Origin of the sequence: Conexibacter sp. SYSU D00693 (genome assembly GCF_017084525.1) — a bacterium.
GTDB lineage: Bacteria > Actinomycetota > Thermoleophilia > Solirubrobacterales > Solirubrobacteraceae > Baekduia.
Genome location: NZ_CP070950.1, coordinates 1,491,389 through 1,517,606, shown reverse-complemented (window position 1 = coordinate 1,517,606; position 26,218 = coordinate 1,491,389). Strand labels below are relative to the sequence as shown.

Annotated in this window: 22 protein-coding genes, 1 tRNA gene, 1 other RNA gene and 1 riboswitch; of the genes, 14 read left to right on the top strand and 10 right to left on the bottom strand. The window is 74.9% G+C overall.

All coding sequences use genetic code 11. The features are described from left to right. Positions 1 to 24 precede the first annotated feature (24 nt). On the bottom strand, positions 25 to 546 hold the full coding sequence (locus tag JUB12_RS07615; RefSeq protein ID WP_205699015.1) for a PaaI family thioesterase: 522 nt from the start codon (positions 544 to 546) through the stop codon (positions 25 to 27). Positions 547 to 627: 81 nt separating this feature from the next. Beyond that, entirely contained in the window at positions 628 to 960 is a 333-nt protein-coding gene (locus JUB12_RS07610) for a hypothetical protein (RefSeq protein ID WP_205699014.1), read from the bottom strand. A gap of 71 nt (positions 961 to 1,031) precedes the next feature. Between JUB12_RS07610 and JUB12_RS07605 the strand changes: the two genes are divergently transcribed. The 3 genes from JUB12_RS07605 to JUB12_RS07595 all read left to right on the top strand — a co-directional run bounded on the left by JUB12_RS07605 (position 1,032) and on the right by JUB12_RS07595 (position 2,718). Beyond that, on the top strand, positions 1,032 to 1,967 hold the full coding sequence (locus tag JUB12_RS07605) for a LysR family transcriptional regulator (RefSeq protein WP_205699013.1): 936 nt from the start codon (positions 1,032 to 1,034) through the stop codon (positions 1,965 to 1,967). A gap of 65 nt (positions 1,968 to 2,032) precedes the next feature. Then, a complete protein-coding gene (locus JUB12_RS07600; RefSeq protein WP_205699012.1) occupies positions 2,033 to 2,272 on the top strand; it encodes a hypothetical protein in 240 nt (79 codons plus the stop codon). Further along, positions 2,272 to 2,718, top strand: coding sequence for a nuclear transport factor 2 family protein (locus JUB12_RS07595; protein WP_205699011.1), 447 nt, complete (start codon positions 2,272 to 2,274; stop codon positions 2,716 to 2,718). The genes JUB12_RS07600 and JUB12_RS07595 overlap by 1 nt, the downstream gene beginning before the upstream one ends. A 140-nt stretch (positions 2,719 to 2,858) precedes the next feature. Here the strand turns inward: JUB12_RS07595 and JUB12_RS07590 are convergent. Next, positions 2,859 to 2,945 (bottom strand) — tRNA-Leu (locus JUB12_RS07590). 153 nt (positions 2,946 to 3,098) lie between these two features. On the opposite strand from JUB12_RS07590, the gene lexA reads away from it, so the two are divergent. The 3 genes from lexA to rnpB all read left to right on the top strand — a co-directional run bounded on the left by lexA (position 3,099) and on the right by rnpB (position 4,539). Then, entirely contained in the window at positions 3,099 to 3,737 is a 639-nt protein-coding gene (gene lexA, locus JUB12_RS07585) for a transcriptional repressor LexA (protein WP_205699010.1), read from the top strand. A 13-nt stretch (positions 3,738 to 3,750) separates the two neighbouring features. Further along, positions 3,751 to 4,134: a hypothetical protein gene (locus JUB12_RS07580; RefSeq protein WP_205699009.1), complete on the top strand. Its 384-nt coding sequence runs from the start codon at positions 3,751 to 3,753 to the stop codon at positions 4,132 to 4,134. A gap of 72 nt (positions 4,135 to 4,206) precedes the next feature. After that, positions 4,207 to 4,539: RNase P RNA component class A (gene rnpB / locus JUB12_RS07575), an RNA gene on the top strand. Between the two features lie 443 nt (positions 4,540 to 4,982). Here rnpB and JUB12_RS07570 read toward each other — a convergent pair. Next, positions 4,983 to 7,358, bottom strand: coding sequence for a penicillin acylase family protein (locus JUB12_RS07570; RefSeq protein WP_205699008.1), 2,376 nt, complete (start codon positions 7,356 to 7,358; stop codon positions 4,983 to 4,985). Positions 7,359 to 7,596: 238 nt separating this feature from the next. Here JUB12_RS07570 and JUB12_RS07565 point away from each other — a divergent pair, with 238 nt between their 5' ends. The 6 genes from JUB12_RS07565 (at position 7,597) to JUB12_RS07540 (ending at position 15,809) form a co-directional block, all read left to right on the top strand. Continuing rightward, complete coding sequence (locus JUB12_RS07565) at positions 7,597 to 8,826, top strand: hypothetical protein (RefSeq protein WP_205699007.1); 1,230 nt, start codon at positions 7,597 to 7,599, stop codon at positions 8,824 to 8,826. Then, complete coding sequence (locus JUB12_RS07560) at positions 8,823 to 9,089, top strand: hypothetical protein (RefSeq protein WP_205699006.1); 267 nt, start codon at positions 8,823 to 8,825, stop codon at positions 9,087 to 9,089. Before JUB12_RS07565 ends, JUB12_RS07560 begins: the two co-directional genes overlap by 4 nt. A gap of 76 nt (positions 9,090 to 9,165) precedes the next feature. Then, positions 9,166 to 10,455 carry a hypothetical protein gene (locus tag JUB12_RS07555; RefSeq protein WP_205699005.1) on the top strand — a complete coding sequence of 430 codons (1,290 nt, stop codon included), beginning with the start codon at positions 9,166 to 9,168 and terminating at the stop codon, positions 10,453 to 10,455. A gap of 234 nt (positions 10,456 to 10,689) precedes the next feature. After that, the gene (locus JUB12_RS07550; RefSeq protein WP_241004457.1) at positions 10,690 to 14,274 is read left to right on the top strand and encodes a DNA polymerase III subunit alpha; all 3,585 of its coding nucleotides are present in this window, start codon (positions 10,690 to 10,692) and stop codon (positions 14,272 to 14,274) included. A gap of 74 nt (positions 14,275 to 14,348) precedes the next feature. Then, positions 14,349 to 14,840 (top strand): cytochrome c, encoded by a 492-nt coding sequence (locus JUB12_RS07545; protein WP_205699004.1) that lies wholly within the window; start codon positions 14,349 to 14,351, stop codon positions 14,838 to 14,840. Between the two features lie 187 nt (positions 14,841 to 15,027). Next, positions 15,028 to 15,183, top strand: a riboswitch (cyclic di-AMP (ydaO/yuaA leader). A gap of 8 nt (positions 15,184 to 15,191) precedes the next feature. Beyond that, positions 15,192 to 15,809 (top strand): hypothetical protein, encoded by a 618-nt coding sequence (locus tag JUB12_RS07540; RefSeq protein WP_205699003.1) that lies wholly within the window; start codon positions 15,192 to 15,194, stop codon positions 15,807 to 15,809. Here JUB12_RS07540 and JUB12_RS07535 read toward each other — a convergent pair. Together JUB12_RS07535 and JUB12_RS07530 are read right to left on the bottom strand one after the other, a co-directional pair. Further along, complete coding sequence (locus JUB12_RS07535; protein ID WP_205699002.1) at positions 15,806 to 16,750, bottom strand: hypothetical protein; 945 nt, start codon at positions 16,748 to 16,750, stop codon at positions 15,806 to 15,808. The two genes, JUB12_RS07540 and JUB12_RS07535, sit on opposite strands and share 4 nt — an antisense overlap. Positions 16,751 to 16,800: 50 nt before the next feature. After that, positions 16,801 to 17,199 carry a hypothetical protein gene (locus tag JUB12_RS07530; RefSeq protein ID WP_205699001.1) on the bottom strand — a complete coding sequence of 133 codons (399 nt, stop codon included), beginning with the start codon at positions 17,197 to 17,199 and terminating at the stop codon, positions 16,801 to 16,803. A gap of 76 nt (positions 17,200 to 17,275) precedes the next feature. Between JUB12_RS07530 and JUB12_RS07525 the strand changes: the two genes are divergently transcribed. Together JUB12_RS07525 and JUB12_RS07520 are read left to right on the top strand one after the other, a co-directional pair. Continuing rightward, a complete protein-coding gene (locus JUB12_RS07525) occupies positions 17,276 to 18,613 on the top strand; it encodes a glutamine synthetase family protein (RefSeq protein ID WP_241004456.1) in 1,338 nt (445 codons plus the stop codon). Positions 18,614 to 18,638: 25 nt separating this feature from the next. After that, entirely contained in the window at positions 18,639 to 19,496 is an 858-nt protein-coding gene (locus tag JUB12_RS07520) for an aldo/keto reductase (RefSeq protein ID WP_205699000.1), read from the top strand. On the opposite strand, the gene JUB12_RS07515 is transcribed toward JUB12_RS07520, so the two are convergent. The 4 genes from JUB12_RS07515 to JUB12_RS07500 are packed head-to-tail and all read right to left on the bottom strand — an operon-like array spanning position 19,493 to position 26,209. Beyond that, positions 19,493 to 20,152, bottom strand: a complete 660-nt coding sequence (locus JUB12_RS07515; protein ID WP_205698999.1) for a hypothetical protein — start codon at positions 20,150 to 20,152, stop codon at positions 19,493 to 19,495. The genes JUB12_RS07520 and JUB12_RS07515 overlap by 4 nt on opposite strands. Before the next feature lie 10 nt (positions 20,153 to 20,162). Beyond that, positions 20,163 to 22,280 carry an MMPL family transporter gene (locus tag JUB12_RS07510; protein ID WP_205698998.1) on the bottom strand — a complete coding sequence of 706 codons (2,118 nt, stop codon included), beginning with the start codon at positions 22,278 to 22,280 and terminating at the stop codon, positions 20,163 to 20,165. 33 nt (positions 22,281 to 22,313) lie between these two features. After that, on the bottom strand, positions 22,314 to 24,302 hold the full coding sequence (locus JUB12_RS07505) for a thioredoxin domain-containing protein (RefSeq protein WP_205698997.1): 1,989 nt from the start codon (positions 24,300 to 24,302) through the stop codon (positions 22,314 to 22,316). Between the two features lie 5 nt (positions 24,303 to 24,307). Continuing rightward, positions 24,308 to 26,209: an alpha/beta fold hydrolase gene (locus tag JUB12_RS07500; protein WP_205698996.1), complete on the bottom strand. Its 1,902-nt coding sequence runs from the start codon at positions 26,207 to 26,209 to the stop codon at positions 24,308 to 24,310. Positions 26,210 to 26,218: the final 9 nt, after the last annotated feature.

Below are 26,218 nucleotides of genomic sequence, written 5' to 3'. Positions count from 1 at the left end.
CGGGGGTGCGAGCGCCCGGTCAGCTCACGGCGCGAAGACGATGCACGTCGTCGTCGCGTGCGCGATGAGCTGGCCGTCGCTCTCGCGCTCGAGCCGGCCCTCGGCGGTGGCGATGCGCCCGCCGCGGTGGATGACCGTGCCGGTGGCGATCGCCGGGCCGGTGTCCACCCGGAACGCGCGCACGTAGTTCACCTTGATCTCGAGGGTCGTGTAGCCGGTGCCCGCGGGGAGCGTCGAGTGCACCGCGCAGCCCATCGCGGCGTCGAGGACGGTGGCGTGGATGCCGCCGTGGACCGCGCCGATCGGGTTGTAGTGCGACTCGTGGGGGACGATGCGGAAGACGACGCGACCCTCCTCGACCTCGACGGCCGTGGCGCCCAGCAGCTCGCTGATGGGCGGCTTGGGGACCTCGCCGCTGACCATCGCCTGGAGGAACTCGAGCCCGGAGCGGCCCGCCGCGGCGGCGGCGATGCCCATCGGGTCCTCCCAGGTGATCGTGAGGGAGCGGTCGGTCGCCTCGGGGTCGTGCGCGAGCTGCTCGGCCATGGCCGGCACGCTACGGCACGAAGTTGCGAAACGCAACTAGAGGGGATCGGCGCCGGCGGACGACCGCCGGCGCCGAGGTCCCTAGGCCGCGACCGCGCGACGCCGCGCGAACAGGCTGCGCAGGCGGGCGGAGGAGGTCGGTCGCGGGGCGTCGAGGAGCGCGGTGGCACGGAGCGCCAGGACCTCGACGACGTCTGCGGTGGGCTGGAAGGGGTCGGCGACGCTGCGGCCGTCGCGCAGCGAACGGGCGGCGAGCAGGCGCCCGCCGCGCTCGGCCAGGAGCACGTCGCCGGTCAGCGGGCGAGCGCTGTCCAGGGCGGCGAGACGGGCGAGGGCGTGGGCGTCCGCGGGCGTGGCGGGCCGGATGACGAGAGCGTCGACGGCCTCGGAGGAGGAGAGGAGCACGCTGGACATGACGTTGATGATGGGCCAGACGTGACAGAAGGTCGAATGACATTTGATGGTCGTAGCCATAAGCTGCGCTCATGCTCGACGTCCGCCGGCTCAGGGTGCTGCACGAGGTCGCACGTCGCGGGTCGTTCTCCGCTGCGGCCGAGGCGCTGTCCTACACGCAGTCCGCGATATCCCAGCAGGTGGCCGCGCTGGAGCGCGAGGCGGGCTCGAAGCTCGTCGAGCGCAGCGCCCGCGGCGTCCGCCTCACCGACGCCGGCCGCGCGCTCGTCTCCCACGCCGAGACGATCCTCGCCCGCCTCGCCGACGCCGAGGAGGAGCTGCAGGCCATCGCCGGGATCCGCGCGGGTCGCCTGCGCCTCGCCGCGTTCCCGTCCTCGTGCGCGACGCTCATGCCCGTCGCGATCGCGCGCTTCCGCGCCGCCCACCCCGGCGTCGAGCTGAGCCTCGAGCCCCACGAGCCGCCGGAGGCCATGGTCGCCCTGCGCGCCGGCGAGGTGGACCTGGCGCTGCTCATCGAGTCCACGCACGACGGGGCGCCCGACGACGGCTTCGAGCGCACGACGCTCCTCGACGACCCCTTCCACGTCGCGCTGCCCGCCGACCACCCGCTGGCCGACCGCGAGCGGGTCCGCCTCGCCGACCTCGCCGACGAGCAGTGGATGATCGGGTCGACGGCGCGCTGTCCCGACTCGCGGATCTTCACGCGGGCATGCGAGGGCGCCGGCTTCGAGCCGAACATCGCCTTCCAGCTCGACGACTACCTCGCCATCCAGGGCTTCGTCGCCGCCGGGATGGGCGTCTCGTTCATGCCCGAGCTCGCGCTGGTGGCCGTGCGCGACGACATCGTCGTGCGCCCGCTGACGGGCCGCGCGCCGTTCCGGCGCATCTCCGTGGCGATGCTCGAGGGCTCGTTCCGCTCGCCGGCCAAAGCGGCGATGCTCGAGGTCCTGTGCGACGTCGCCGCGGAGTTCGAGACGCGCCCGGCGACGCTCGCGCTGGCGGTCTGACCCGGGGGCGCCCCAGCGGCCGCCCGGGCGATTGGGACCCGGCGCGCGCGGGCACATCATCGACCATGCACGGTGCGGTCTACGGCGTCCTGCTCCTCGCGGTGGTCCTGGTGGTCGGGCTGGTCATCAACCCGATCGTCGCCGTCGTCCTGATCGCGCTCGTCGCGGTGGTCGCGGCCATGGGCGGCCTGGGCGGGTTCCTCAGGAGCTCGAGGGTGGCCACCGGCGCCAGCCCCTCGGGCGTGCCGACGACCCGCGAGGCGTCCTACGACCCGGTCCGCACGCCGGACCCGACGGGCCAGTAGTGAGCGTCGCCGTCGAAGGCGGACCCTCGTCGGGCGAGGACGCGTCAGCCCGCGAGGCCGTCGCGACCGTCCGCGCGGTCTTCGCTGCGTTCTGCCGGTACGACGCGCCCGGGATGGCCGCGCACTGCACGGACGACGTGGTCTTCCGCCCCGTCACGGCGAAGCTCGCCCGCGGCGGGCGGCCGTACGAAGGGCGCGAGGGCGTCTTCGAGTACGTGCGTGACGCGCGCGCGGTGTGGGAGGAGCTGCGGCCCGAGCCGCGGCACTTCACCGTCATGGGCGACACCGTGATCGCCACCGGCACGCTCTACGCCTGGGGCCAGGGCCGCGTCTTCGACCACGCCGCCTCGTGGACCTTCCACCTGCGCGACGGCCTCGTCTCCGAGGTCACGGTCCACGGGACCGCGGGCGCCGCGCGCGCCCACGTGGGCCGGCTTCCGGCCTAGCCCTCGACGCTGCACCCACCTCCCCGACGGCCCTGTTCGACGAGCGGGGCCGTCGTGCGTTGCGCTGCGGCGCCGGCTCGTGGGAAGGGGCCGGGAACGACGAAGCCCCGCTCGGGGAGCGGGGCTTCGTCACGTCCGAGTGCGCCGAAGAGGACTCGAACCTCCACGGGCTTCAACAGCCCACTAGGCCCTCAACCTAGCGCGTCTACCAATTCCGCCACCGGCGCTCGGGGACGGCGAGTGTAGCGACCGGACGGGGCACGTTGCCGCGTCGTGGAGGGGGTGGCGACGGGGCGGCCCCGTGCGCGTCTTGCATCCGTCCGCACCCCCCGCTACCTTCACGAACACATGTTCGACCGCCCGCACCGAGGAGCCGCGCCGTGGACCTAGGCAAGGAGCTCACGAAGCGCCAGCAGGAGATCTTCGACTACATCAAGCGGTACTCGTCGGACCACGGCTACCCGCCCACGGTCCGCGACATCGGCAAGGCCGTCGGCCTCGCGTCGTCGTCGACGGTGCACGCGCACCTGGCGAACCTCGAGAAGCTCGGGCTGCTGCGGCGCGACCCGTCCAAGCCGCGGGCGATCGAGCTGCTCGACCGCGTCGCGGGCAAGGTCGCCGGCGACGTCCGGTCGCTCGTGCGCGGGCCCGGCCTGCCGGTCGTCGGCCAGGTCGCGGCGGGCTCGCCGATCCTCGCCGAGGAGAACATCGAGGAGTACGTCGAGGTCCCCGCGGCCGCGGGCGGCGCCGACGGCGAGTACGTGCTGCGCGTGCGCGGCGAGTCGATGAAGGACGTCGGGATCCTGGAGGGCGACTACGTGGTGGTCCGCCCGCAGGAGACCGCGCGCGATGGCGAGATCGTCGTCGCGCTGGTGGGGGAGGAGGCGACGGTCAAGCGGTTCTTCCGCGAGAGCGACCACGTGCGCCTGCAGCCCGAGAACGCGGCGATGGAGCCGATCCGCTCGAAGGACGTGCGCGTCCTGGGGCGCGTGGTCGGGCTCTTCCGCAGCGTGCGATGAGAGGACGAGTGAGATGACGCCGAGCATGACCATCCCGGGCCTCGAGGCCACCACCGCGCGCGACGGGCGCACGCGCCGTCCCGCGCCGGCGCGCGCCCCGCGCGCCCGCGGCGAGGACGCCTCGCTGTTCCACCGCCTGCTGGGCGAGCGCGAGGCGGGCAGCACCGCCGTCTCGCGCGCTGGCATCGCACCCTCGGCCACCGAGCCGCAGGGCCACGCCCACACCGTGGGCGGCGGGTCGACCCTCGACGAGCTGCTCGTCGGGGCCTGGGAGGACCTGACCGCCCACCGCACGACCTCCTGCCCGGCCTGTGGCGCGGCGATGACGCCGCGCTACGGCGCCGGGGCGGAGGCGCTCGGCGGCCGCTGCACGGCCTGCCGCACCACGCTGTCATAGCGCACGCGCGCCGGTCCGGCGCCGCCCCTGCACGACGTGCGAGCGCGGCGCGGCGGCGCTACCCTCGGCACCGCACGCTGGACGGCCGCGGCGGGAGAGACAACCCGTCGAGGAAAGTCCGGACACCGCAGGGCAGGGTGGTCGGCGCAAGCCGACCCGGTGAAAGCCGCGGGAAAGTGCCACAGAGAGCAGACCGCCGATGGCGGGGCCACACGTGAGTCCCGCACAGGCAAGGGTGAAACGGTGCGGTAAGAGCGCACCGGCGTCATGGCGACATGGCGGCCAGGCAAACCCCACCCGGTGCAAGACCGAGCAGGACCGTTCGCAGGCTGCCCGCCGAGGTCCAGGTAGGTCGCGCAGATGGATGGTCGTCCACGACAGGATCCGGCTTACAGGCGTGCTACGGCGAGGGCCCTCTTCGGAGGGCCCTCGCTATGTGTGTGGGCGGGGTGGTGCATGGAGCGTGGGTGGCGGCCCGCTCCAGCGTCCACGTCATGCGCGGCGGCCGCCGATCGGCACCGAGGGAGAGGGACCGGCCGGCGTGCGCGGTCCTGCGCGGGGCGGGGCGGGGTGGGCCTCCGGCCGCGCGAGCCGTGACCCTGTCGATTCCGGTCTCCCAGACCGGAATCGACAGGGTCAGCGACGCGAGGCGGGTGCTTCGTCCGGTCAGCGACCGTGAGCCTGAGTTGACCGCCCATGTGGCGGCGAGGTCCAGGGTCACCGGCGCGTAGCACTCGGCCGCGTCTCGCGAGCCCGGCGGCGGCGAAGGCCCTTCCCTCAGTGCCGGTCAACGACCGCCCTGCACACCCCGAGCGCTCGAGCAGCGCTCCGCCCCGGCCCCGGCGTCCCTACCCGCCCAGCTCCACGATCTGCTCCCACGTCCCGCGGTCGAAGAACGGCAGGTCGTCCGGCTGCGCGGCGCCCTGCGTGCCCACGTCGTACATCGTCCGCGGCTCGCGCCAGCCGGCCGGGTCGGTCGTCCCAAACTTGTCCTCGAGACGGCCGAGCGCGGCGGCTGCGGCGAGCCGGAGCTGGCGGTCGTCCAGCGTCCGGAACGCGTAGGCCATGCCGTTGGAGAAGTCGTAGACGTGCGACGAGCTCGTCGTCGTCCCGAACTTCCGGCCGGCCGGGCCGAAGGGCGCGAGCGCCGCGTCCATCGCGGCGTCGCGGAACGCCTTCCAGGCGGCGACGCCCGCGTCGACCTTCCCGGCCTCGTCGGTGCGGTGGTAGTCGCCGTCCCAGGCGAGGATCGTCCCCAGGACGGTCGCCGCGCCGCCGCGGGCCTTCTTCGCGATGCGCCGCAGCTGCGGCCCGAGCAGCGTGCGCTGCTGGGCGCTGGCGCCGGCGCGGCGGATGACCGCCTCGGCCGCCTCGAACGACGGGTTCTTCGCCATCCGCGCCACCGTCTTCTGCAGGATCCCGACGCGATGCAGCGGACCGGTGACGCGCTCGGTCGCCTCGCCGTCGCCGGTCGTCCAGCCCTGCGACGGGATGTTGTTCCAGTTCGCGAGCCAGCCCTGGCGCGGGTTGATCACCGCGGGGAGCTTGGACCGGTCGACGAACCCGGGCCACTCGGCCTCGCCGGTGCCGGGCATCGGCAGGCGCTGGTCCCAGCCCGGCGGGCGCTGCTGGAAGAGGCCGGGATGCCAGTAGCCGATGTTGCCCTGGTCGTCGGCGGCCATGAGGTTCTCGTTCCAGGTCACGGTGCGCATCGCCTTGTCGACGTCCTGCACGCTGCGCGCGGTCGCCAGCGCGGAGAGGCCGGGGAAGGTGTCGAGCTCGCGGCCCCAGATCGCGTAGCGCCGCGCGTAGGCGACGCCGCCGTCGCGGACCTGGACCGGGCCGTGGACGGTGCGGCAGATGCGCTCGGTCTTCGAGCCGAACTCCGGCGCCGCGCCGTCGAGCAGGAGGGCGGCCGGCGTGGTCGTGTACTGGAACGTCTCGTTGCGGCACTCCATCTGGCGCTCCTGGCCCTGGAAGACGTACTTCTCGGGCTGGCCCGGCACGAGCTTCTCGGCGTAGAGGTCGTCCTCGTCGCTCAGGCCGCTCGTGTAGCCCCAGGCGACGTGCTCGTTGTGGCCGATGGCGAGGATCGGCACGCCGGGGGCGGTGACGCCGCGGACGTCCGTGCCGGGGCCGTGGAGCTCGAGCTCGACGAACAGCTCGGGGGACGAGAAGCCGAGCTGCGGGCCGTTGAACAGCCACGCGCGCTTCTTCTTGCGATCGCCGACGGCGAACATCGACGAGCCACCGACGCGCCCCAGGCGCCCGGGGGCGAGGTCGGCCTTGCGGCGCGCCGCGGCGGCCTGGCCGGAGGACGGCGTCGGGAGCGTCTTGACGAACTCGAGCGAGCGGTTGAGCGCCCGGCGCTCCTGGCGCGCGGTGGGCGCCTTGCCCTGCGGGAAGCGGCCCTCGCCGGCGGGGATCGTCGAGCGCTGGCCCTTGATGTGCAGCGGCAGGAGCTCCTCGAGGACCTTGCGGCCACCCTGCTGCACCGCACGGAGGTTGTTGAGCTCGTTGCCGTCGCCGCTGGGGACGGTGCGGGCGAGGAAGACGCCGACGGCCCACGTGTCGCGCAGCGTCCAGTCCGGGATCGGCAGCGCCGCCAGGACCGCGAACTCGCCCGGCAGCCGGGTGAGGTCCAGCCGCGCGCGGGCCAGCCAGGCGTTGATGCCGTCGCGGTAGGCCTCGGCGCGGCGCTGGAGCTCGACCGGCAGCCGCGCGGCCATGGCGTCGAGCTCCGGCCCCGTGTAGTAGTCGCGGCGGGCGACGAGGTCGTCCTCGAGGACGCTCTTGCCCTGGATCGTCGCCAACCGGCCCTGCGTCGCACGACGGAACGCCTCGAGCTGGAAGAGGCGGTCCTGCGCGACCGCGTAGCCGGCGCCCCACCACAGGTCGTAGTCGCTCTGGCCGGTCACCGACGGGACGCCGTAGGCGTCGCGGACGATCTGCACGCCGGGGATCGGGCGCTCGCGCTCGCCGGCGACGCGGTCGGCGGTCGTGAAGGTCAGCGGCTTGCGCTTGAAGCTCGAGAAGAGCGGTGACTGGTCGTAGAGGTGCGGCGAGCCGGTGCCCTGCAGGATCCCGGGCACCGAGACGAAGCCGCTCTGGCCCGGCGGCAGGACGCCTTCGGCGCGCGTGACGCCCGCCTGCGCCCCCGGGGCCGCCAGCCCAGTCCCTGCCGCGACCAGCGCGGCGACCCCAACGACCCTCCTCCAGATCACGGTCGGACGCTACCGCCAGCGGGCGGACCACCGCGCCGTTCCTGCACGGCGCCGTTCAGTCAATCCCCGAACGGTTCCGTCCGGTGGGTGCGCCACCGTGGGCGATGTGGTGGCAGGCGTGTCGGCGGTCTTGCGCGTCCGCCGGGTCGCATGGCACCATCGTCTGCCACGAGACGAACACACGTTCGCATCGTCAGACGCTCGGGAACCACGCCCTCGTCGTCGCCGCACCACCGCCGTGATCCTCTGCGTCCTGCTTCCCCGCTTCGAGCTCGCCGTCGCCGCCGGCGGTCGCGAGGCGCTGGCGCGCGGACCCATGGCCCTGGCGCCCGAGCCGGGGCGCGATCAGCTCATCGGCGAGGTCTCGCAGGCCGCCGAGGCGTGCGGCGTGCACCCGGGGCTGCGGCTCGGCGAGGCGCTCGCGCGCTGCCCCACGCTCGCCCTCGTCCCGCCCGACCCGGTGGGCGTCGCCGACGCGTGGGAGCAGGTCCTGCAGCGCCTCGAGTCGATCGGCGCGGAGGTCGAGGCGCCACGCGCCGGCCTCGCGTTCTTCGACGGCCACGCGCTGCGCCGGCTGCACGGGGGTGCGCGCGGGGACGACCCGGCCGCCGCGCTGCGGGCCCGTCACGGCGCGCCGCCGCCGTGGCTGGACCCGCTGGTCACCGTCACCCGTCGCGCCCTCGAGGTCCCGTCGCGCATCGGCGCGGGGCCGTCGCGCTTCTGCGCGCTCGCGGGTGCCTCCCGCGCGCGCACGCGGCGCGCGGAGGTCGTGGACGGCGCCGCGGCCCTGGCGGCCGAGCCGGTCGCGCTGCTGCGCCGGCGCGAGGACACCGCGTCGCTCGTCGAGCCGCTCGAGCGCCTGGGCATCCCGACGCTCGGCGCGCTGGCGAAGCTCCCGCGCGGCAAGGTCGCCGACCGCTTCGGCGCGCTCGGGCTGCTCGCGCACGACCTCGCGCGCGGCAAGGACGCGCCGCTGCGTCCGCGCAAGCCCGGCGAGACGCTCGAGGAGACGCTCGAGCTGCCGGAGTCCGCCTCGGGCGAGCAGCTCGGTCGCGCGCTGGGCCTGCTCGTCGACAAGCTGCTCGCGCGGCGCGAGCGCGACGGCCGGACGCTGCGCGCCGTCGTCCTGTCGGCGCGGCTCGTCGAGGGCGGGACGTGGCGCGAGCGCGTCGTCTTCCGCGAGGCGCTGGCCGACGCGGGCCGGATGCGCTTGGCCCTCGGCCAGCGGCTCATCCACCTCCCGGCGCCCGCCGAGGCGCTGCGCCTCGCCGTCGAGCGCTTCGGCCCGCCGCACGCGGGTGCCCGCGCGCTGTTCGACGACGGGACCGCCCAGCGCCGCGCGCGCCTGCAGGAGGCCGTCCGCCAGGCCCGCGCGGCGGCGGGGCCGGACGCGGCGCTGCGGGTCCTCGAGGTCGACCCGGACTCGCGCGTGCCCGAGCGCCGCGCCGTCCTCACGCCGTTCGAATGACGACGAGCGGCCCGAAGCGCCTGGGCCTCCCGCTGCCCGCGGTCGTCCGCGCCGACGCCCGCGGGACGCCGCTGTCGGTCGACGGCCGGGCGGTCGACGCCGTCCGCGAGACCTGGCTCGTCGAGGACCGCTGGTGGACGCCCGAGCCGTTGCGCCGTCGCTACTGGGAGGTCGTCACGACCTCGGGCCAGTGCGTCGTCGTCTTCCGCGAGCTCGAGGACGGGCGGCTCGGCCGGCGCGCGGGTTGGTACCGCCAGCGCTGAGCGTCGTCACCGCCGCCGCGCAGCGTCGTGACGGCCGCGTGCTGTTCCGTGACGCGCGCCGCGCGACCGTCTGCGCGTGTCGTCCCGCGATCCCCGCGCCTGCGCCGGCCAGGCGGCGCTCGAGTACGTCGTCGTCGTGGCGGTGGTCGCGGCGGTCCTGCTCGCCGCCGGCGCCGCGTCGGGGCGCCTGGCCGACGTCGGCCAGGCCGTCGTCCACGGTGTGCGCAAGGGACTGTGCGTCGTCACCGGCGGGGACTGCACGCGTGAGGACGCGCCGTGCGTGGTGTCGTCGGAGGGGACCACCGACCGCTGGGGCGTCCGGATCGCCGTGGTGCGGCTCGGCGCGGGGTGGACCGGGCTGGTCGAGCGCCGCTCCGACGGCACGTTCGTCGTGACGCGCGTGCGCGAGGACCGGCTCGGGGCGGGGCTCGAGGTCGGCGGCAAGGCGAAGCTCAGGCTCGGCCGCGAGGCGCTCGGGCTGGGCGGCGAGGCGAGCGCGAGCGTGCTGGCGCGCCTGGGCGACGGACGGTCGTGGACCGTCGGGACCGAGGGCGAGGCGCGGTCGCTCCTGCGCGCGCTACGCGGTGACCGCGTCGCGTCGGTCTCGGGCAGCGGGATCCTGCGCTCGATCGTCGACGGCCACAGCGACCTGCCCCGTCCGGAGGCGACGTTCGACCAGGACGGCGTCGCGGTGTCGGTGTCGGGCGGCGGCACCGCCGGCGATGCCGGCTCGGGCTCCTTCGACCTCGCGGCCGGCGCCGTCTGGGGCCGGCGCCAGGAGGCCGACGGCCGCCGCGTCCTCTACCTCCGGCGCACCGCCGCCCTCGATGCGGCGGTCGACCTCGACCTGCTCGGCGAGCACGACGGCGCGGCCGCGACCGACACGACGATCGCGCTCGAGCTCGACGCCCAGGGGCGCCCGCGCGACCTCATGGTCCTCGACGTCGGCGAGCTGCGCCGCGGCGAGGACCTCCCGGCGGTCGCCCGCGCCGCCGGCGCCCGGCTCGCGCTGGGCGAGGGCGACCGGCGCTACGTCGTCGAGCGCCACCTCGACCTCACCGTGGGCGTGAACCTCGCCGCCGCCCGCGAGGCGCTGCGCGCCGTGCAGGGTCCCGGGCTCGCGCTCCGCGACCCCGCCGCGATCGGCGCGGCACTGCGCCGCCGGCTCGACGAGGCGGCCGTCGTCCACGCCCGCACCTACGCCGTCGACGATGCCGAGCGCGGCGGCGAGGTCGGGGCGTCGGTGGGCGTCGGCCTCGGTGTCGAGGGGTCCCACGCGACCTCGCAGGCGCGGCTGCTCGGGGCGGCGACGCGCGGGTTGGACGGGGTGTGGGAGGCGCGGGCGGACTGCCTGGCGGCGGTGTAGGGACGAGCTCTGCTCGCTGCGTCGACCGGCGACTTGAGCTCGCCTGGCGACTCCAAGTCCCCGCTCGACGACGCGGCGGCACGTGCACGGGCCAGGGCCGAGCAGTTGCCGCTTCGACCGCAGGACCAACCCCCGAACCGTTTCCGTCCGACCCATCCGCCAACGTCCTTCGGTCCCGAACCGCCTCTGGGGCGCCGGGCTGAAGCCGTCCGCCCCGGATGCGAACATGCGTTCGTGTCGTACGTCGAGCTCCACGCGCACTCCGCCTTCTCCTTCCTGGACGGCGCGTCGCTGCCCGAGGAGCTCGTGGCGGCGGCGCTCGAGCGGGGACACCGGGCGCTCGGGCTCGTCGACCACAACACGGTCTCGGGCTCGATGGAGTTCGCGCAGTCGGCCGGCGCGCTGGGGCTCAAGGCGATCCACGGGGCGGAGGTCGACGTCGTCGACCCGGCGGGTGGAGGCGACGCGACGCGGCACCTCACGCTGCTGGTGCGCGACGCGCGGGGGTGGCGCAACCTCTGCCTGCTGCTCACGCGCGCCCACGCGCACACGCGCGGGGACCTGCCCGACGGCGCGTCGCCGGAGGTCGAGGCCATCGTGCGCCGCCACGGCGGCGGGTTCCGGCCGGGCGGGTCGCGCCAGCGTGGCCGGCCGCCGCGGCGGGTGCTCGACCCGGTGCTGACGCTCGCCGACCTCGAGGCGCACGCCGAGGGGCTCATCTGCCTCTCGGGCTGCGCGAGGCGCGGCGTGCGCGACGAGCCGATGATGCGCCGGCTGCTGCGGGCGTTCGGGCGCGACGGCTTCCGGGTCGAGCTCCAGCGGCCCTACCTGCGCCGCGACCGCGCGCTCAACCGCGGGCTGGCGTCGCTGGCCGAGCGGCTCGGCGTGCCGTGCGTCGCGACGGGCGACGTCCACGCCCACACGCGCGAGCGGGCGCAGCTGCAGGACGCGTTCGTCGCCATCCGCGAGCACACGACGCTCGACGCGTCCGAGCCGCTGCGCCGCGGCAACCACAGCCACGTGCTCGCGTCGCCCGCGGCGATGGCGGCGCGCTTCGCCGACCACCCCGACGCGGTCGCCGAGACGGGCCGGATCGCCGAGCAGATCTCCTTCGACCTCACCCAGGACCTCGGCTACCGCTACCCGGGCGCCGAGGACCCGACGGCCGACCGCCAGCTCTCCGAGGTGTGCGCCGCGCGCTTCGACCTGCGCTACCCCGAGGGCCACCGGCTGCGCGCCGACGCGGTCCAGCGCCTGGACGAGGAGCTCGCGCTCATCCGCGGCCTCGGCCTGTCGGGCTTCTTCCTCCTGCACCACGACCTGCTCGAGCTCGCGCGCGAGGTGGCGGCCGAGGTGCGCGGGCCCTCGGCGGCGCGCGCGGTGCTGCCGCCGGGGCGCGGCCGCGGCTCGAGCGTCTCGTCGATCGTCTGCTACCTCACCGGCCTCTCGCACATCGACCCGCTGGCCAACGACCTCTTCCTCGGGCGCTTCCTCAACGACGAGATCACGGCGCTGCCGGACATCGACCTCGACTTCCCGCGCGACGTGCGCGAGGTCCTCATCCCACGCGTCCACGAGCGCTACGGGCGCGAGCGCTCGGCGCTCGTCGCGGCGTTCCCGACCTTCCGCGCGCGCGGCGCGATCCGCGAGCTGGGCAAGGCGCTCGGCCTGCCGCCCGGGGAGATCGAGCGCGTGGCGCGCTCCTCCGAGGCCTTCTCGGCCAAGACCGTCGACCAGGACATCGCCCACGCGCTGGGCGAGGACCGCGTCGACGACGGCCGCTGGGCGTGGCTGCACCGCCTGGCCCATGAGGCCCACGGCCTGCCGCGCCACCTCTCCCAGCACTCGGGCGGGATGATCGTCGCGACCCGCCCGCTCGTCGACTGCTGCCCCGTGGTGCCGGCCGCGATGGAGGGCCGGCAGATGGTCATGTGGGACAAGGACTCCTGCGCCGACGCGGGCTTCCTGAAGATCGACCTGCTCGGCCTCGGGATGCTCTCGGCGGTCGAGCGCTGCGTCGACATGGTCGCGGCACGCCGGCAGGAGACGATCGACCTCTCGCGCATCCCCTTCGACGACCCCGAGACGTTCGGGATGATCCAGCGCGCCGAGACGACCGGCGTCTTCCAGATCGAGTCGCGCGCGCAGATGGGCTCGCTGCGGCGCACCCGGCCCGAGACGCTCGACGACCTCACGATCCAGGTGGCGATCGTCCGGCCCGGCCCGATCGTCGGCGGCGCGGTCAACCCGTACATCGAGCGCCGCCAGCGGATGCGCGAGGACCCCGACTACGTGGTCCCCTTCGACCACCCGTCGCTCGAGCCGGTCCTGCGCGACACGCTCGGGACGATCATCTTCCAGGACCAGGTCATCGAGACCGCGATGGCCTTCGCCGGCTTCTCGCCCGGGGAGGCGGAGGGGCTGCGCCGGGCGATGAGCCGCAAGCGCTCGATCGAGGCGCTCGAGGCCTACCACCAGCGCTTCGTCGAGCGGGCGTGCGCGCGCTTCGACGACGTCGACGAGGCGCTGGCCGAGCGCGTGTGGACGATGGTCAAGGGCTTCTCGGGCTTCGGCTTCCCCAAGGCCCACGGCGCGGCGTTCGGCCTGCTGGCCTACCAGTCGACGTGGCTGCGGGTCCACTACGCGCCCGAGTTCCTGGCCGCGCTCCTCGACGAGCAGCCGATGGGCTTCTACCCCTCCGACGCGCTGGTCCACGAGGCCCAGCGCCGCGGCATCGAGGTCCTCCCGCCCGACGTGAACGCGAGCGCCGTCGGGTGCACGGTCACGCCGGAGGGGGCGGTGCGGGTCGGGCTGGGCTACGTGCTGGGGGTGCGCGAGGACGACGTCCGCGCGCTGGTGGCCGAGCGCGACGCCTCGGGCCCGTTCACCTCCCCGGCCGAGCTCGCTTCACGCGCGGGCGCCGGCCGGGCGGCGCTCGAGCAGCTCGCGTGGTCGGGCGCCTGCGACGGCCTGGTGGGCGGCGACCGCCGGCGCGCGCTGTGGGAGCTCGGCGTCGCGGCCCCCGGGCGCAAGGTGCTCGTGGCGGGGCAGGGGACCTCGGGGATGCGGATGCGCGAGGAGGCCGGGACGCAGCTCGCGCTCGGGCTCGACACCGGCTCGGCTCCCGACCTGCCGGCCGTGGCCGGCTGGGAGGCGATGGTCGCCGACTACGCGACGACCGGGCTGACGACCGGCGCCCACCCGCTGGGCCTGCTGCGCGACGAGCTGCGCAGCCGCGGCATGGTCGCGGCGGGCGACCTGGAGCGCCTGCCCCACGGCACGCCGGTCCGGCTGCCCGGCCTCGTCGTCGCCCGCCAGCGGCCGGGCACCGCCAAGGGCGTCTGCTTCCTGCTCGTGGAGGACGAGACCGGGACGGTGAACGTCGTCGTCCCGCCGCCGGTCTACGAGCGCGACCGCGTCGTCGTCCGCGCCGAGCCGCTCGTCGTCGCCGTCGGCGTCCTCGAGCGCCACGCCTCCGCGGGCGGGGCGATCAACGTCGTCGTGCGCCGGCTCGAGCGCCTCGACGCGTCGGGGACCATCGCCGCCCGCCCGACCGAGACCGAGAAGAACTTCGCCATCGTCGGCGGGGCGCGCGGGGAGGGGATGGGCTCGGTCACCGCGCTGCCGGGCGCCTTCGCCGGCAGGCCCGCGCCGGAGGTCCGGCCGTTCTCGATCCTCGACGCGCTGGAGCTCGACCGCCGGCGCGGCGAGGCGGCCGCCAGGGCCGCGCCGGCCGAGGAGCTCGCCGCGACCGGGACCGACGACTTCCGGGCCGTCGCGCCGCCCGTGCAGTCCTTCGCCGGCGGGCGCAAGCGCTGAGCGCCACGGCCACGGCGTGACGTCGCGGTTGCGACCCGTGTCGCGCGTCCCCGGTTGAGGGTAGGCTCGCCGCCGTGCTCCAGACGATCGTGTTCGTCCTCGTCTTCGTGCTCCTCGGCCTCAGCGTCGTGGGCGTCGCGATGCGCAGCGGTCGCCGCCGCAAGCCGGCCGGCCCGACGCGCGCCGAGCGGCGGGTCACGGCGATCGGCGTGACGGTCCTGACGCTCGTCCTGGGCCTCGCCGTCCCCGCCCTCGTCCTCGTCGACAACTCGGAGTCCAAGGCCGAGGACGCGCCCGGCGGCCTCGAGCTCACCAAGGCCCAGGCCGAGGGCCGGCAGGACTTCAAGATCCGCTGCGCCCAGTGCCACACGCTCGGGGCCTCCAACGCCGTCGGCAAGGTCGGGCCGAACCTCGACCAGATGCGCCCGCCGAAGGCCCTCATCCTCGACGCGATCGAGAAGGGCCGCGCGCGGGGGCAGGGCCAGATGCCCGGCGGGCTGGTCAGCGGCGAGGACGCCGAGGCCGTCGCGAGCTACGTCGCCGCCGTCGCGGGCCGCACGAACTAGACCACCCCCGAACGGCGCCTCCCGCGACGTGGCCGCCTGCCGCCCGTCGCGCAGAACCCGCCGCACATCGCCGCTCCACAAGGACGTGCATCGGCCTGCGAGGCTCGTGGGGTGACCGCACGGTCAGGTGCAAGGCGACGTAACTGCGCGCATTTGCAGGGACTTCGCATGGTGCTACGATGCTGCGCGCACATCACCGCTGAGTCCCTGTCCGAGGCGTCTGCGACGGTCGGTCAGGGAGCGGGGGACCCGTTCCCAGTTGGGGTGAATCGCCTTGCCGCGTAGCGCCGAGTCTCAGGCGCGAACCCGTCAGCTAACCCCGTAGGCCGACCAGAGAGACCGTTAGACACGATGGCATTCCAGGAGGCCCACGACTGGTGGGCTGACGTCCAGTCGGACCGCGACGACCTCGACACGGGGGCGCGCGGCCGTCGCCGCGTCGCCGTGTGGGCCGACGACGACTTCGACCTCGTGCCCGCGCACGTCATCGGCCGCCCGCCGGTGTCTGACGAGCTCGCCTCCCGCCGCGCCGCCCGTCGTGCGCAGCAGGACCTGGCCGAGCCGCGCCGCCGCACCGCGCAGGACGCCGACGTCTGGGACGACTTCGGCCTGGACGAGGACGAGCCGCCCACCCGCGGCCACCGCTTCGTGCGCACCCACCACGAGCCGACGGGCGCCACGGCGCTCGAGGACGCCGAGGCCTTCGTCGACGACGAGCCGGCGCCCGCGCCGCGGCGCATCGTGCTCGAGCAGGACGACACCATGGCGCCGCCGCCCGGCGCCGACGGCGGCGTCATCCGCATCACCGGCCGCCCGGAGGAGCGCCGCGCCGCGGCCGCCACCGCCCGCGAGCCGCGCCGCGCGCCGATGTCGGCCCGCGACCGCGTCGAGAGCGCGCCCGACCGGGTGATGCTCTGGATGGTGTCGCTGAGCGTCCTGCTCCTCCTGCTCGCCTTCGTGACGAGCTAGCCCCCGGCGGCGGGCGCCCCCTGGCGCAGCCGCAGGACGCGGACGCGCCAGCCGCCCGGCACCGGCTGCGAGACGATGAGCCGGTTCGCGCTCAACGCGATGCGCGGACGGCTTCCCGACCACCTGCAGCTGGTGGTCCGCCCGGTCGAGAGCCGGCGCAGACGCACCTGCCGGCGATCGATCCACGCGACCCAGCCGTCGCCGAGGACGGGCGTCGCGCCGGCAGCGAGCGTCAGGGCCCGGCGGCGGGCGCCGCAGCGCTGGACGACCCAGCGCGCCGCGCCCGTGCCGCTCCCGGCGGCGCGCATGGTCCACCGGCCGACCCGGACGAGGTCGTCGTAGGCGCCCGCGGGGCCCGTGACCAGCGGCTCGCGCCGCAGCGGTGAGCACAGACGCCCATGGAGGCCGTCGGCCGAGAGGTCGAGGAAGGCCCGCGGACCCCAGGACCGCACGTCCCCGGCCAGCAGACCGCGGGCGTCGACGGTCATGCCGTCGCGGCGCCGGACGACCGCGGGCACCCGCAGCTCCGTGCCGCCGAGGTCGCTGCGCAGCACGACGGTGCCCCCGAGCCACGCGGTGCCCGCCCGCGTGCCAGGCACGAACCGCTCGGTGCTCGAGGCCGGCGAGATCCGCGACGGGCGCACGACGCTCGGCAGCCCTGAGGGGAAGGGGACCGCCACGAAGGTGCCGTCGGCCTGGGCGCAGCCGTAGACGACGCCACGCGCGATGGCCTGGGGTGCGCAAGGGCTGTTGAGCAGGTCGGGCACCTGGTCGGGGCGGCCCGGGGTCAGGAGCTTCAACCGGCCGAAGGCGTCCGACACCGCGTAGGTGGCCGTCTCCGGCGAGGCAGCGGCAGGGGAGCTCGCGAGGAACTCTGCGGGCAGCGTCGCTGCCGCGGCGCTCGGTCCGGTGCATGCGCAGAGGACCAAGCAGGCGGCCATGACCAAGCGCCTCATGCTGCGTGAACGCCCTTGGGGGCGGCGAGTTGCGTTCAGCGTGGGGCTTCCTGGTGGAGGTCGACGAGGACGAGCAGCCCGGCGTCGGTCGCGACCCGCACGTCGTCGACGAACCGCTGGAGGTAGGAGAGGTCGTACCGGCCCCGCACCGCCTCGAGGCCCTTGTGGATCCACCCCAACCGCACCACGGTGAAGCCCTGCCGGCGCAGCCACCGCGCGACCTCGGGGCGCCACCCGCGCGCGCTGGGCAGGTAGGGCGGGCGCTTGTCGACGAGGTTGAGCCCGCGGACCACGACCGCGCGTCCCTCGCCGTCGACGATCCACGGGCCGGCGGTCCCGACGGTCGCGGGCGGCCACGTCGCCGACGCGCTCGCCGACTGCACCAGCGCAGCCGCGAGCAGGCACGCGACGAGCGTGGCGAGGCGGAGACGCACGGCGCGACCGTAGCCGACGCGCGGTCGCAGGACACCCGACCGATCGTCCAGCGACCGTCAGCTAGGGTCCGCGCCCATGAGCGAGCAGCCGCGCACGCCGCAGGACGTCAAGGCGATGGTGGAGGAGTCCGGGATCCGGTTCATCCGCCTGTGGTTCACCGACATCCTCGGCCAGCTCAAGTCCTTCTCGATCAACGCGTCGGAGCTCGACGACGCGTTCGAGGGCGGCATGGGCTTCGACGGCTCCTCGATCACCGGCTTCAACGCCATCGAGGAGTCCGACATGGTCGCCATGCCGGACCCGTCGACGTTCGCGGTGATCCCCTGGCGCCCGGAGGACCAGGGCGTCGGGCGCATGTTCTGCGACGTCCAGACCCCGGAGCGCACGCCCTACGAGGGCGACCCGCGCCACGTCCTGCGTCGCGCGCTGCAGCGCGCCGAGGCGATGGGGTTCGACACGTTCAACGTCGGCCCCGAGCTCGAGTACTTCCTCTTCAAGGACAACAAGGGCACCGAGGTGCTCGACGAGGGCGGCTACTTCGACCTCACGACGCTCGACGCCGGCTCCGACGTGCGCCGCGAGACCGTCATCGCGCTCGAGCAGCTCGGCATCCACGTCGAGTACTCCCACCACGAGGTCGGTCCCTCGCAGCACGAGGTCGACATGCGCTACGCGCCCGCCCTGAAGATGGCCGACGACTGCATGACGTACCGCATCACGGTCAAGGAGTACGCGATGAAGTACGGCTGGCACGCGACGTTCATGCCCAAGCCGCTCTTCGGCGAGAACGGCTCCGGCATGCACACGCACATGTCGCTGTTCAAGGACGGCCGCAACGCCTTCTTCGACGCCGACGACCCGTACTTCCTGAGCCCCATCGGCAAGGCGTTCATCGCCGGCCAGCTCAAGCACGCCCGCGAGATCTCGTCGATCTTCGCCCAGTGGGTGAACTCCTACAAGCGCCTCGTGCCGGGCTACGAGGCGCCGGTGTACGTCGCGTGGTCGCGGCGCAACCGCTCGGCGCTCGTGCGCGTGCCGCTCTACCACCCCGGCAAGGAGCAGGCGACGCGGATGGAGCTGCGCTGCCCGGACCCGGCGTGCAACCCGTACCTCACGTTCGCGGCGCTCCTGCAGGCCGGCCTGGAGGGCATCGAGAAGGGCTACGAGCTGCCCGAGCCGATGGAGAAGAACCTCTACCACCTGGCCCCGGACGACCGGCGCCGGCTGGGGATCGAGCAGCTGCCCGAGACCCTCGGCGAGGCCATCGAGCTCACCGCGGAGTCCGAGCTGGTCCTGCGCACGCTCGGCGAGCACATGTTCAACCGCTACGTCGAGATCAAGCGCCAGGAGTGGGAGGACTACCGCGTGCAGGTCACGTCGTGGGAGCTCGAGCGCTACCTGCCGGTCCTCTAGGGCGCCGAGTGGGTAGGCGGTCGGCATGAGCGCCACCGCCGCCGCCTCCGGGACCTTCGACATCGGCGGGGACCTCACGGTCCACCGCCTGGGCTACGGGGCGATGCGCATCACCGGCGAGGGCATCTGGGGCCCGCCCGCCGACCACGATCGCGCCGTCGCCGTGCTCAAGCGCCTGCCCGAGCTCGGCGTCGACTTCGTCGACACCGCCGACTCCTACGGCCCCTTCGTCTCCGAGGACCTGATCGCCGAGGCGCTCAGGCCCTACGACGGCGTCACGGTCGCCACGAAGGCCGGCCTCACCCGCACCGGCCCGCAGCAGTGGCACCCGGTCGGCCGTCCCGAGTACCTGCGCCAGTGCTGCGAGATGTCGCTGCGCCGGCTCGGCGTCGACCAGCTCGACCTCTGGCAGCTGCACCGCATCGACTCGCAGGTCCCGCGCGAGGAGCAGTTCGGCGTGCTCAAGGAGCTGCGCGACGAGGGCAAGGTCCGCCACGTCGGGCTCTCCGAGGTGAGCGTCGAGGAGGTCGAGGCCGCGCGGAAGGTCGTCCCGATCGCCACGGTCCAGAACCTCTACAACCTCTCCAACCGCCAGTCCGAGGACGTGCTGCACCACTGCGAGGAGCACGACATCGGCTTCATCCCGTGGTTCCCGCTCGCCGCCGGCAAGCTCGCCGAGCCCGGCGGCCCCGTGGCCGAGGTGGCCGAGCGCCACGGCGCGACGACCGGGCAGGTCGCCCTCGCGTGGCTGCTGGCCAAGAGCTCGGTGATGCTGCCGATCCCGGGGACCGGGTCGGTCGAGCACCTCGAGGAGAACGTCGCCGCCGCCGAGCTCCAGCTCGGCGACGACGAGGTCCGTCAGCTCGACGCCGCGGGCGACTAGCGGAAGGTGCGCACGATCGAGACCTGGCCGGTCATGCGCGGCACGGTCTTGCTCGAGTACTTCGGCGTGAGGTCGAACTGGTAGCGGTAGGTCCCGAAGGGCACCCGGCCCCGGCGCACCGGCATGAACCGCGCGCGCTTGGACAGCTCGCCGCAGGCGCCCTGCGTCTTGCCGAGCTTCGTCGTGCCCAGCGTCCTGCCGTTGCGGCGGACGTGGACGTAGACGTTGCGGCCGGTCGGCCACCCGGAGAAGCGGTAGCGCACCTTCGACGTCGGCCGCGCGCGCGACGGCGTCACCGAGTAGGCGAAGTTCGCCACCTGGAACTGCGTCTGGGCGACCGGGACGCCGTCCTGCTTGGCCACGAGGGTGAAGGTCTTCTTGTCGGGCGTGATCGTCGGGACGATCGGGGCGGTCTCGGTCGTCGTCACGAAGCCGCCGCCCGCGTCGGCGTTGCCGGCGGAGAACAGCTGCTCGGTCTCGACGGACAGGCGGGCGCCCGGCGTGAAGCCGGTGCCGCTGATCGCCATCGGCTGCTGCTCGACGTAGCAGGGGCGGTCCGTGGCGACGGTCGCCTGGGCGCTGGCGGCCGCGGGGAGGGCGGCGGCGCCGGCACCGGCGAGCAGGAGGGTGGCGGGCAGGACGTGTCGGGCGGTCACGGCCGCGACCCTATCCGGCGACGGTCCCATGAGGAGGGTCGGTTGCCGGACCTCTCACAGCTTCCTCACGGGCCAGCCGCGACGGCCACCAGACCTTCGGTCCGACGTCGAGCACGAGCGCCGGCACCAGCACGGAGCGCACCAGGAAGGTGTCCAGCAGCACGCCGAACGCGATGACGAAGCCGATCTCCGTGAGGAAGACGAGGGGCAGCGCCGCCAGGACGCTGAACGTGCCCGCCAGGACGATGCCCGCGGAGGTGATGACACCGCCGGTGACCGCCAGGCCGCGCAGCATCCCGTCGCGCGTGCCGTGCTTGGCGGTCTCCTCACGCACGCGCGCCATGAGGAAGATGTTGTAGTCGACCCCCAGCGCCACGAGGAAGATGAAGGCGAACAGCGGGATCGACGGGTCGGCCCCCGGGAAGCCGAAGACGACGTCGAAGACGATCGAGCCGATGCCGAGCGCGGCGGCGAAGCTCAGGACGACCGTGCCCATCAGCAGCAGCGTCGCCGTCACCGCCCGCAGCAGCACGAGCAGGATCAGGAACACGACGACGAGCGTGATCGGGATGAGCAGGAGCGTGTCGCGCTCGCTCGCGTCGCGCACGTCGGCCTCGACCGCCGACGAGCCGCCCACCAGCGTCCCCGGCGCCGCGGCGGCGGCCGCCTCGCGCACCTTCGGCACGAGGTCGAAGGCCTCGGTCGAGTAGGGGTCGACGTCGAGTGCCGCGGCGAGCAGCACGCCCTCGGCGCCCTGCTGGCCGGTGGGCCGCACGTCGGCGACGCCGTCGACCTGCGCGACCGCCGCACCGACCGCCTGCGCCCGCCCCGGGTCGCGCACCACGACGTCCAGCGGCGCGCTCTGGCCCGCCGGGAACGCCGCCGCGACCAGCTCCTGGCCCTCGATGGACTCGACCGAGTCGCGGAACGAGTTGCCCTGCGTGAGGCCGCTGGAGAAGTTGAGCAGGCCGACGGCGCACAGCGCCAGCAGCGCCACGGTCCCGAGCCAGACGCGCCGCGGGCGCGCCGCGACGCGCTCGCCGACGCGCCGCCACACGCCATGGGTCTCGTCGACGCCCTCGTCGCCCAGCCGCGGCACGAACGGCCAGAACGGCCGGCGCCCGACCGCGACGAGGAGCGCGGGCAGGAAGGTGAGCTGCACGAGCAGCGCGACGACGATGGAGAACGCGCCGACGGGGCCCATGCCGGCGGTCCCGTTGACCTTGGCCAGGACGAGCGCGAGCAGCGCGATGGCGACGGTCAGGGCGCTCGCGATGACCGCCGGTCCGGCGGTGCGCAGCGCGAGCGCCATCGCCTCGTGCTTGTCCTCGTGGCGTCGCAGCTCCTCGCGGTAGCGGGCCACGAGCAGCAGCGCGTAGTCCGTCCCGGCGCCCAGCACGAGGATCGACGCGATCGACGACGTCTGGCCGTTGACGGTCACGCCGAGCTCGGTGAGCCCGTAGCCGCCGCCGCGCGAGACGAGCTCGGCCACGATGACGCTGAACAGCGGGAAGAACCAGAAGATCGGGCTGCGGTAGATGAGGATCAGCAGCACGAAGACGAGCAGGCCCGCGGCGAGGATCAGCGTGCCGTTGATGTCCTCGAAGACCTTGATGGCGTCCGCCGAGACGCCCGACGGGCCGGTGACCTTCACCTGCAGGCCGTCGTCGCGGTCCTCGGTGCGCAGGACCTCGCGGTAGTGGTCGACGGGGTCCAGGAGGGTGTCGGACTCGCCGTCGCTGCGGATCGTGTTCGAGATGAGCGCGGTGCTGCCGTCCCGGCTCAGCGTCGGCTCGCCGAACCTCGTGGTGCCGCGGAAGGCGCGCGCGTTGAGCTGCGCGGTGTCGCGGGCGATGGCCTCGCGGTCGGCGGGCCGCAGGCCGCCGTCGCGCTGGAAGACGACGACCGTCGGCGCCAGCTCGCCGCCCTGCAGGCGCTTGGTGACCTCGAGCGCCTTCGTCGACTCGGCGTCGCCCGGGAGGAACGACGTCGACTCGTTCTTCTCCGCGTCGGCGTACTTCGACGGCAGGTCGGTGGCCATGATCGCGATGACCGCGACGAGCCAGAAGCCGAGGACGGCCCACTTCGAGCGGCGTCCGGCGGGCAGGGCGAGGAACCGTTCGAGCATGGCAGTTGCCCACCCTACGGATCGGACGGTCGGCTAGACCAGCGCGGCGCGCAGCTCGTCCGCGGAGGTCACCGGCGCGCGGCAGCTGAAGCCCTCGCAGACGTACGCGGCGGCCTGACCGCCGACCGGCCCGCGCTGCGCCATGAGCGCGATCCCGTCCCCCGGCGGGCCGGCGAGGACGAGCGCCGGGCGGGGCTGTTCGCGCACGACGGCGGCGAGCGCCGCCACGCCCTCCGGGTCGCCGGCCAGCGCCACCTCACGGGCCGGGCCGGTGTGGAAGGCGATCGCCCGCAGCGTGTGGGCGAAGGCCTGCGGGTGCTGGCCGGCGAGCTCGTGGACCAGGCGCAGGTGCGAGACCGCCGGGTCGCGGAAGGCGCGGTCGCCGGTCAGCGCGGCGAGCCGCAGGAGGCCCAGCGCGGCGCTCGAGGAGCCCGACGGGATCGGGTGGTCCTCGAGGTCGCGACGGCGCACGACGAGGTCCGTCGCGCCCTCGGCGGTCATGAAGAAGCCGCCGGCGACGGGGTCGTGGAAGCGGTCGAGCAGGACGTCGGCCAGGCCGCGGGCGGCCGCGAACCAGCGGGTCTCGAACGTCGCCTCGTAGAGGTCGAGCAGCGCCTCGACGAGGAAGGCGTGGTCCTCGAGCACGCCGTCGAGCCGGGCCTGTCCGCGGTTGAACGTGCGGTGCACGCCGCCACCGGCGTCGCGCAGGCAGGACAGGAGGAACTCGGCGCCCGCGCGGGCGGCGTCGAGCCACGCCGGACGGCCGAGGACCGCACCGCCGTGGGCCAGGGCGCCCACGGTGAGCGCGTTCCAGGACGTGATGCGCTTGTCGTCGAGCCCTGGGCGGGTGCGCTGCCCGCGGGCGGCCAGCAGGGCGCAGCGGATGCGCTCGCGCTGCTCGGCCGGGGGCTCGGGGCCGCGCCCGGTGAGGACGTTCAGGCCGGCCGCCGGGTGGTGGGGGTCGACGAAGTTCCCGCCCTCCGTCACGCCGAGCCAGGCGACGGCCGCCTCGGCGTCCTGCGGACCGAGGGCCTCGCGCAGCTCCGCCGCGCGCCAGACGTAGAACCGCCCCTCGACGCCCTCGCTGTCGGCGTCCAGGGCGCTGGCCCAGCCGCCGTCGGGCTGGCGCATCTCGCGCTCGAGCCAGCCGACGAGCTCGTCAGCGGTGCGCGCGAGCCGCGCGTCGCCGGTGCGCTGGAAGCCCATGACGTACGCGCGCAGCAGCAGCGCGTTGTCGTAGAGCATCTTCTCGAAGTGCGGGACCGTCCACGTGCGGTCGGTCGCGTAGCGCGCGAAGCCCCCGCCGACCTGGTCGTGGATCCCGCCGGTGCGCATGGCGTGCAGCGTCGGCACCGCGAGCTCCTCGTCCCCGCGCTCGAGCAGCCAGTGCAGCACGCTGGACGGCGGGAACTTCGGCGCTCCGCCGAAGCCGCCCCAGTCGCGGTCGGCCAGCGTCCCGAGGGCCCTGCGCGCCTCCTCGACCGCGTCCGCGCCGACCGGCTGCGAGCTCGGCAGCAGGCGCGACGTGGCCGCGAGGCGGTCCTGCATGCGGGCGCCCTGCGTCCGGATCTCCTCGCGCTGCTCGTCCCAGGCCTTGGCGACGGCCTCGAGCACCTGCGTCCAGGACGGCATCCCCTCGGCCGGCGTGGGTGGGAAGTACGTGCCGCCGTAGAACGGGATGCGCTCGGGCGTCACGAAGACGTTCAGCGGCCAGCCGCCGCCGCCGCGCATCGCCTGCACGGCGTCCATGTGCAGCGCGTCGACGTCGGGGCGCTCCTCGCGGTCGACCTTCACGCACACGAAGCGCGCGTTCATGAGCGCCGCGACCTCCGGGTCCTCGAAGGACTCGCGCTCCATGACGTGGCACCAGTGGCACGAGGAGTAGCCGATGGAGACCAGCAGCGGCCGGTCCTCCTCGCGCGCGCGGCGCAGCGCCTCCTCGCCCCACGGCAGCCAGTCGACCGGGTTGCCGGCGTGCTGGAGGAGGTACGGGGAGGTCTCGTGCGCCAGCGCGTTGGGCATGTGCGCTACCTGATGCCCGGCAGCGCGAGGACCCGATCGAGGCGCGGGAGGCCGTCGCGGGCGGGGGCGGCGGCGGCGCTGGCGAAGGAGCCGCTGATGCGCCGGCCGCCGAGCGTGCCGGACACGCGCCCCGCGCTCGTGATGGTGATCGAGCCGCGGGCCGCGGCGCTGCCGCGCACGCGGAACGTCCCCGAGCCGTCCTGGCGCAGGCGGCCGGTGATCGAGACGTTGCGCACGTACTGGTAGCCGCGCAGGTCGATGCCCGCCGAGGAGACCAGCGCACGTCCCGCGCGCAGACCGCCCACGGCGCTCGGCCGGCGGTCGAGCGCGAGCGACGCGCCGATGACCTGGCGGTTGGCGTCGACGATCGTCGCCTGCAGGGCGCTCACCGTCCGGCCGACCTTGCCGCGCAGGCCGCGCGCGGCGCGCACGACGTCGAGCGACGCGGGCGGGCGCGGCGTGGGGGAGAACGGGTTCTCCGACGCCGGGCACGTGCCCGCAGGCTGGCCGGCGAAGAAGCGCCCGAGGACGGTCTCCGTGCAGTCCGAGAGGTCGGTGCCCAGCACGGAGTGGCCGACGAACGGGACGGTCACGAGCTGCGCGCCGGGGATGGCGCGGGTGACCTGCGCGGCGTCCTCGAGCGGCGTGCGCAGGTCGCCGCGGCCCTCGAGCAGCAGCGTCGGCACGTCGGGCAGGGAGCCGGTCGGCGCGGGAGCCGGCGTGGCGTTCGGCCAGCCGAGGCACAGCGGCGCCAGCCCGCTCTCGAGCGTCACGCTCGAGCTGAACGGCCCGAGCGCGGCGCGTGGGATCGACCGGGCGACCGCCTCGACCTCGCGGGCGCGCTGGTCGACGCCGGCGGTGCGCGTCCAGCGGAACGGGGCCTCCTCGCACAGCGTCGCGAGGTACACGGCGTCGGACTGCGCCGCGGCCGCCTGGAAGCCGGCGCCGAGCTCGAGCCCGGCGGCGCGGGCGCGCAGGCGCAGGACCGGCTGGGCGTCGCCGCGCAGCGCGGCGCGCATCGCGCCCGGCAGCTCGGCGCGCAGCGTCGGGTTGAGGTCGCCGGCGAGCAGGACGCCGAAGAGGCCGGCCTGCGTGAGCGCCAGGCTGCGCCGGCGCCCGTCGCCGCCGACCACCCGCCCGCGCAGCGCGCGCATGCGCAACCTCGTCGCCAGCGACCGCACGTCGCGCGCCACGTCGTCGGTGGCCCCGCGGCACTCGGTGCCGGCGCAGAGCTCGCGCAGCACGCGCGGGACCGCGCCCAGGGCGCTGACGCGCAGCGGGTCCGGGCCGTCGGGCAGGACCGTCGAGTCGAGGACGAGGAGCTCGACGCGGTCGGGGTGCGCGGCGGCGTACTGCAGCGCGACCTTCGTCCCGTACGAGACGCCGTAGAGCGCGAGCTTGTCGTAGCCGGCCTCCTGGCGCAGCGCCTCGAGGTCGGCGACCGAGTCGGGCGTGCGGAAGAAGCCGCGCGGCGCGCCGAGCTGCTCGGCGCAGCGGCGGGCGGCGCTCACGGCGCTGCGCTCCTGGCGCAGCGCGGGGCAGGTCAGCGAGCCCGAGCCCCCGGTGCCGCGCTGGTCGAAGACGAGCAGGTCGCGGTCGCGCAGCCCGGCGCCGAGCTCGCGCGCGAACTCCTCGGCGATCGGCGTCGCCGCCTGGCCCGGGCCGCCCGCCAGCGCGACGAGGGCGACGTTGCGCGGGTTGCTGGCCGCGCGAGCCCGGGTCGCGTTGAGGCGGATCGTGCCCGGCACGGCACCGCTGCGGTCCAGTGGCACGGGGACCGTCGCGCACTCGAAGCCCTGGGGCTCGCACGGCGCGAACGTCGCGGCCGCGGGCGCCGCTGCGGGCACGGCCAGGAGGGTGGAGCCGACCGCGAGCAGGGCGGCGGCCAGGCGGCCGGAGCGGGGCACGGAGAGCCA

Excerpts from the sequence above, each read along its gene's own strand:
- JUB12_RS07540 (WP_205699003.1), top strand. The coding sequence starts at position 15,192 with ATGGCATTCCAGGAGGCCCACGACTGGTGGGCTGACGTCCAGTCGGAC.
- JUB12_RS07535 (WP_205699002.1), bottom strand. The coding sequence starts at position 16,750 with ATGGCCGCCTGCTTGGTCCTCTGCGCATGCACCGGACCGAGCGCCGCG.
- JUB12_RS07520 (WP_205699000.1), top strand. The coding sequence starts at position 18,639 with ATGAGCGCCACCGCCGCCGCCTCCGGGACCTTCGACATCGGCGGGGAC.
- JUB12_RS07510 (WP_205698998.1), bottom strand. The coding sequence starts at position 22,280 with ATGCTCGAACGGTTCCTCGCCCTGCCCGCCGGACGCCGCTCGAAGTGG.
- JUB12_RS07525 (WP_241004456.1), top strand. The coding sequence starts at position 17,276 with ATGAGCGAGCAGCCGCGCACGCCGCAGGACGTCAAGGCGATGGTGGAG.
- JUB12_RS07505 (WP_205698997.1), bottom strand. The coding sequence starts at position 24,302 with ATGCCCAACGCGCTGGCGCACGAGACCTCCCCGTACCTCCTCCAGCAC.
- JUB12_RS07615 (WP_205699015.1), bottom strand. The coding sequence starts at position 546 with ATGGCCGAGCAGCTCGCGCACGACCCCGAGGCGACCGACCGCTCCCTC.
- JUB12_RS07610 (WP_205699014.1), bottom strand. The coding sequence starts at position 960 with ATGTCCAGCGTGCTCCTCTCCTCCTCCGAGGCCGTCGACGCTCTCGTC.
- JUB12_RS07600 (WP_205699012.1), top strand. The coding sequence starts at position 2,033 with ATGCACGGTGCGGTCTACGGCGTCCTGCTCCTCGCGGTGGTCCTGGTG.
- JUB12_RS07560 (WP_205699006.1), top strand. The coding sequence starts at position 8,823 with ATGACGACGAGCGGCCCGAAGCGCCTGGGCCTCCCGCTGCCCGCGGTC.
- JUB12_RS07605 (WP_205699013.1), top strand. The coding sequence starts at position 1,032 with ATGCTCGACGTCCGCCGGCTCAGGGTGCTGCACGAGGTCGCACGTCGC.
- JUB12_RS07580 (WP_205699009.1), top strand. The coding sequence starts at position 3,751 with ATGACGCCGAGCATGACCATCCCGGGCCTCGAGGCCACCACCGCGCGC.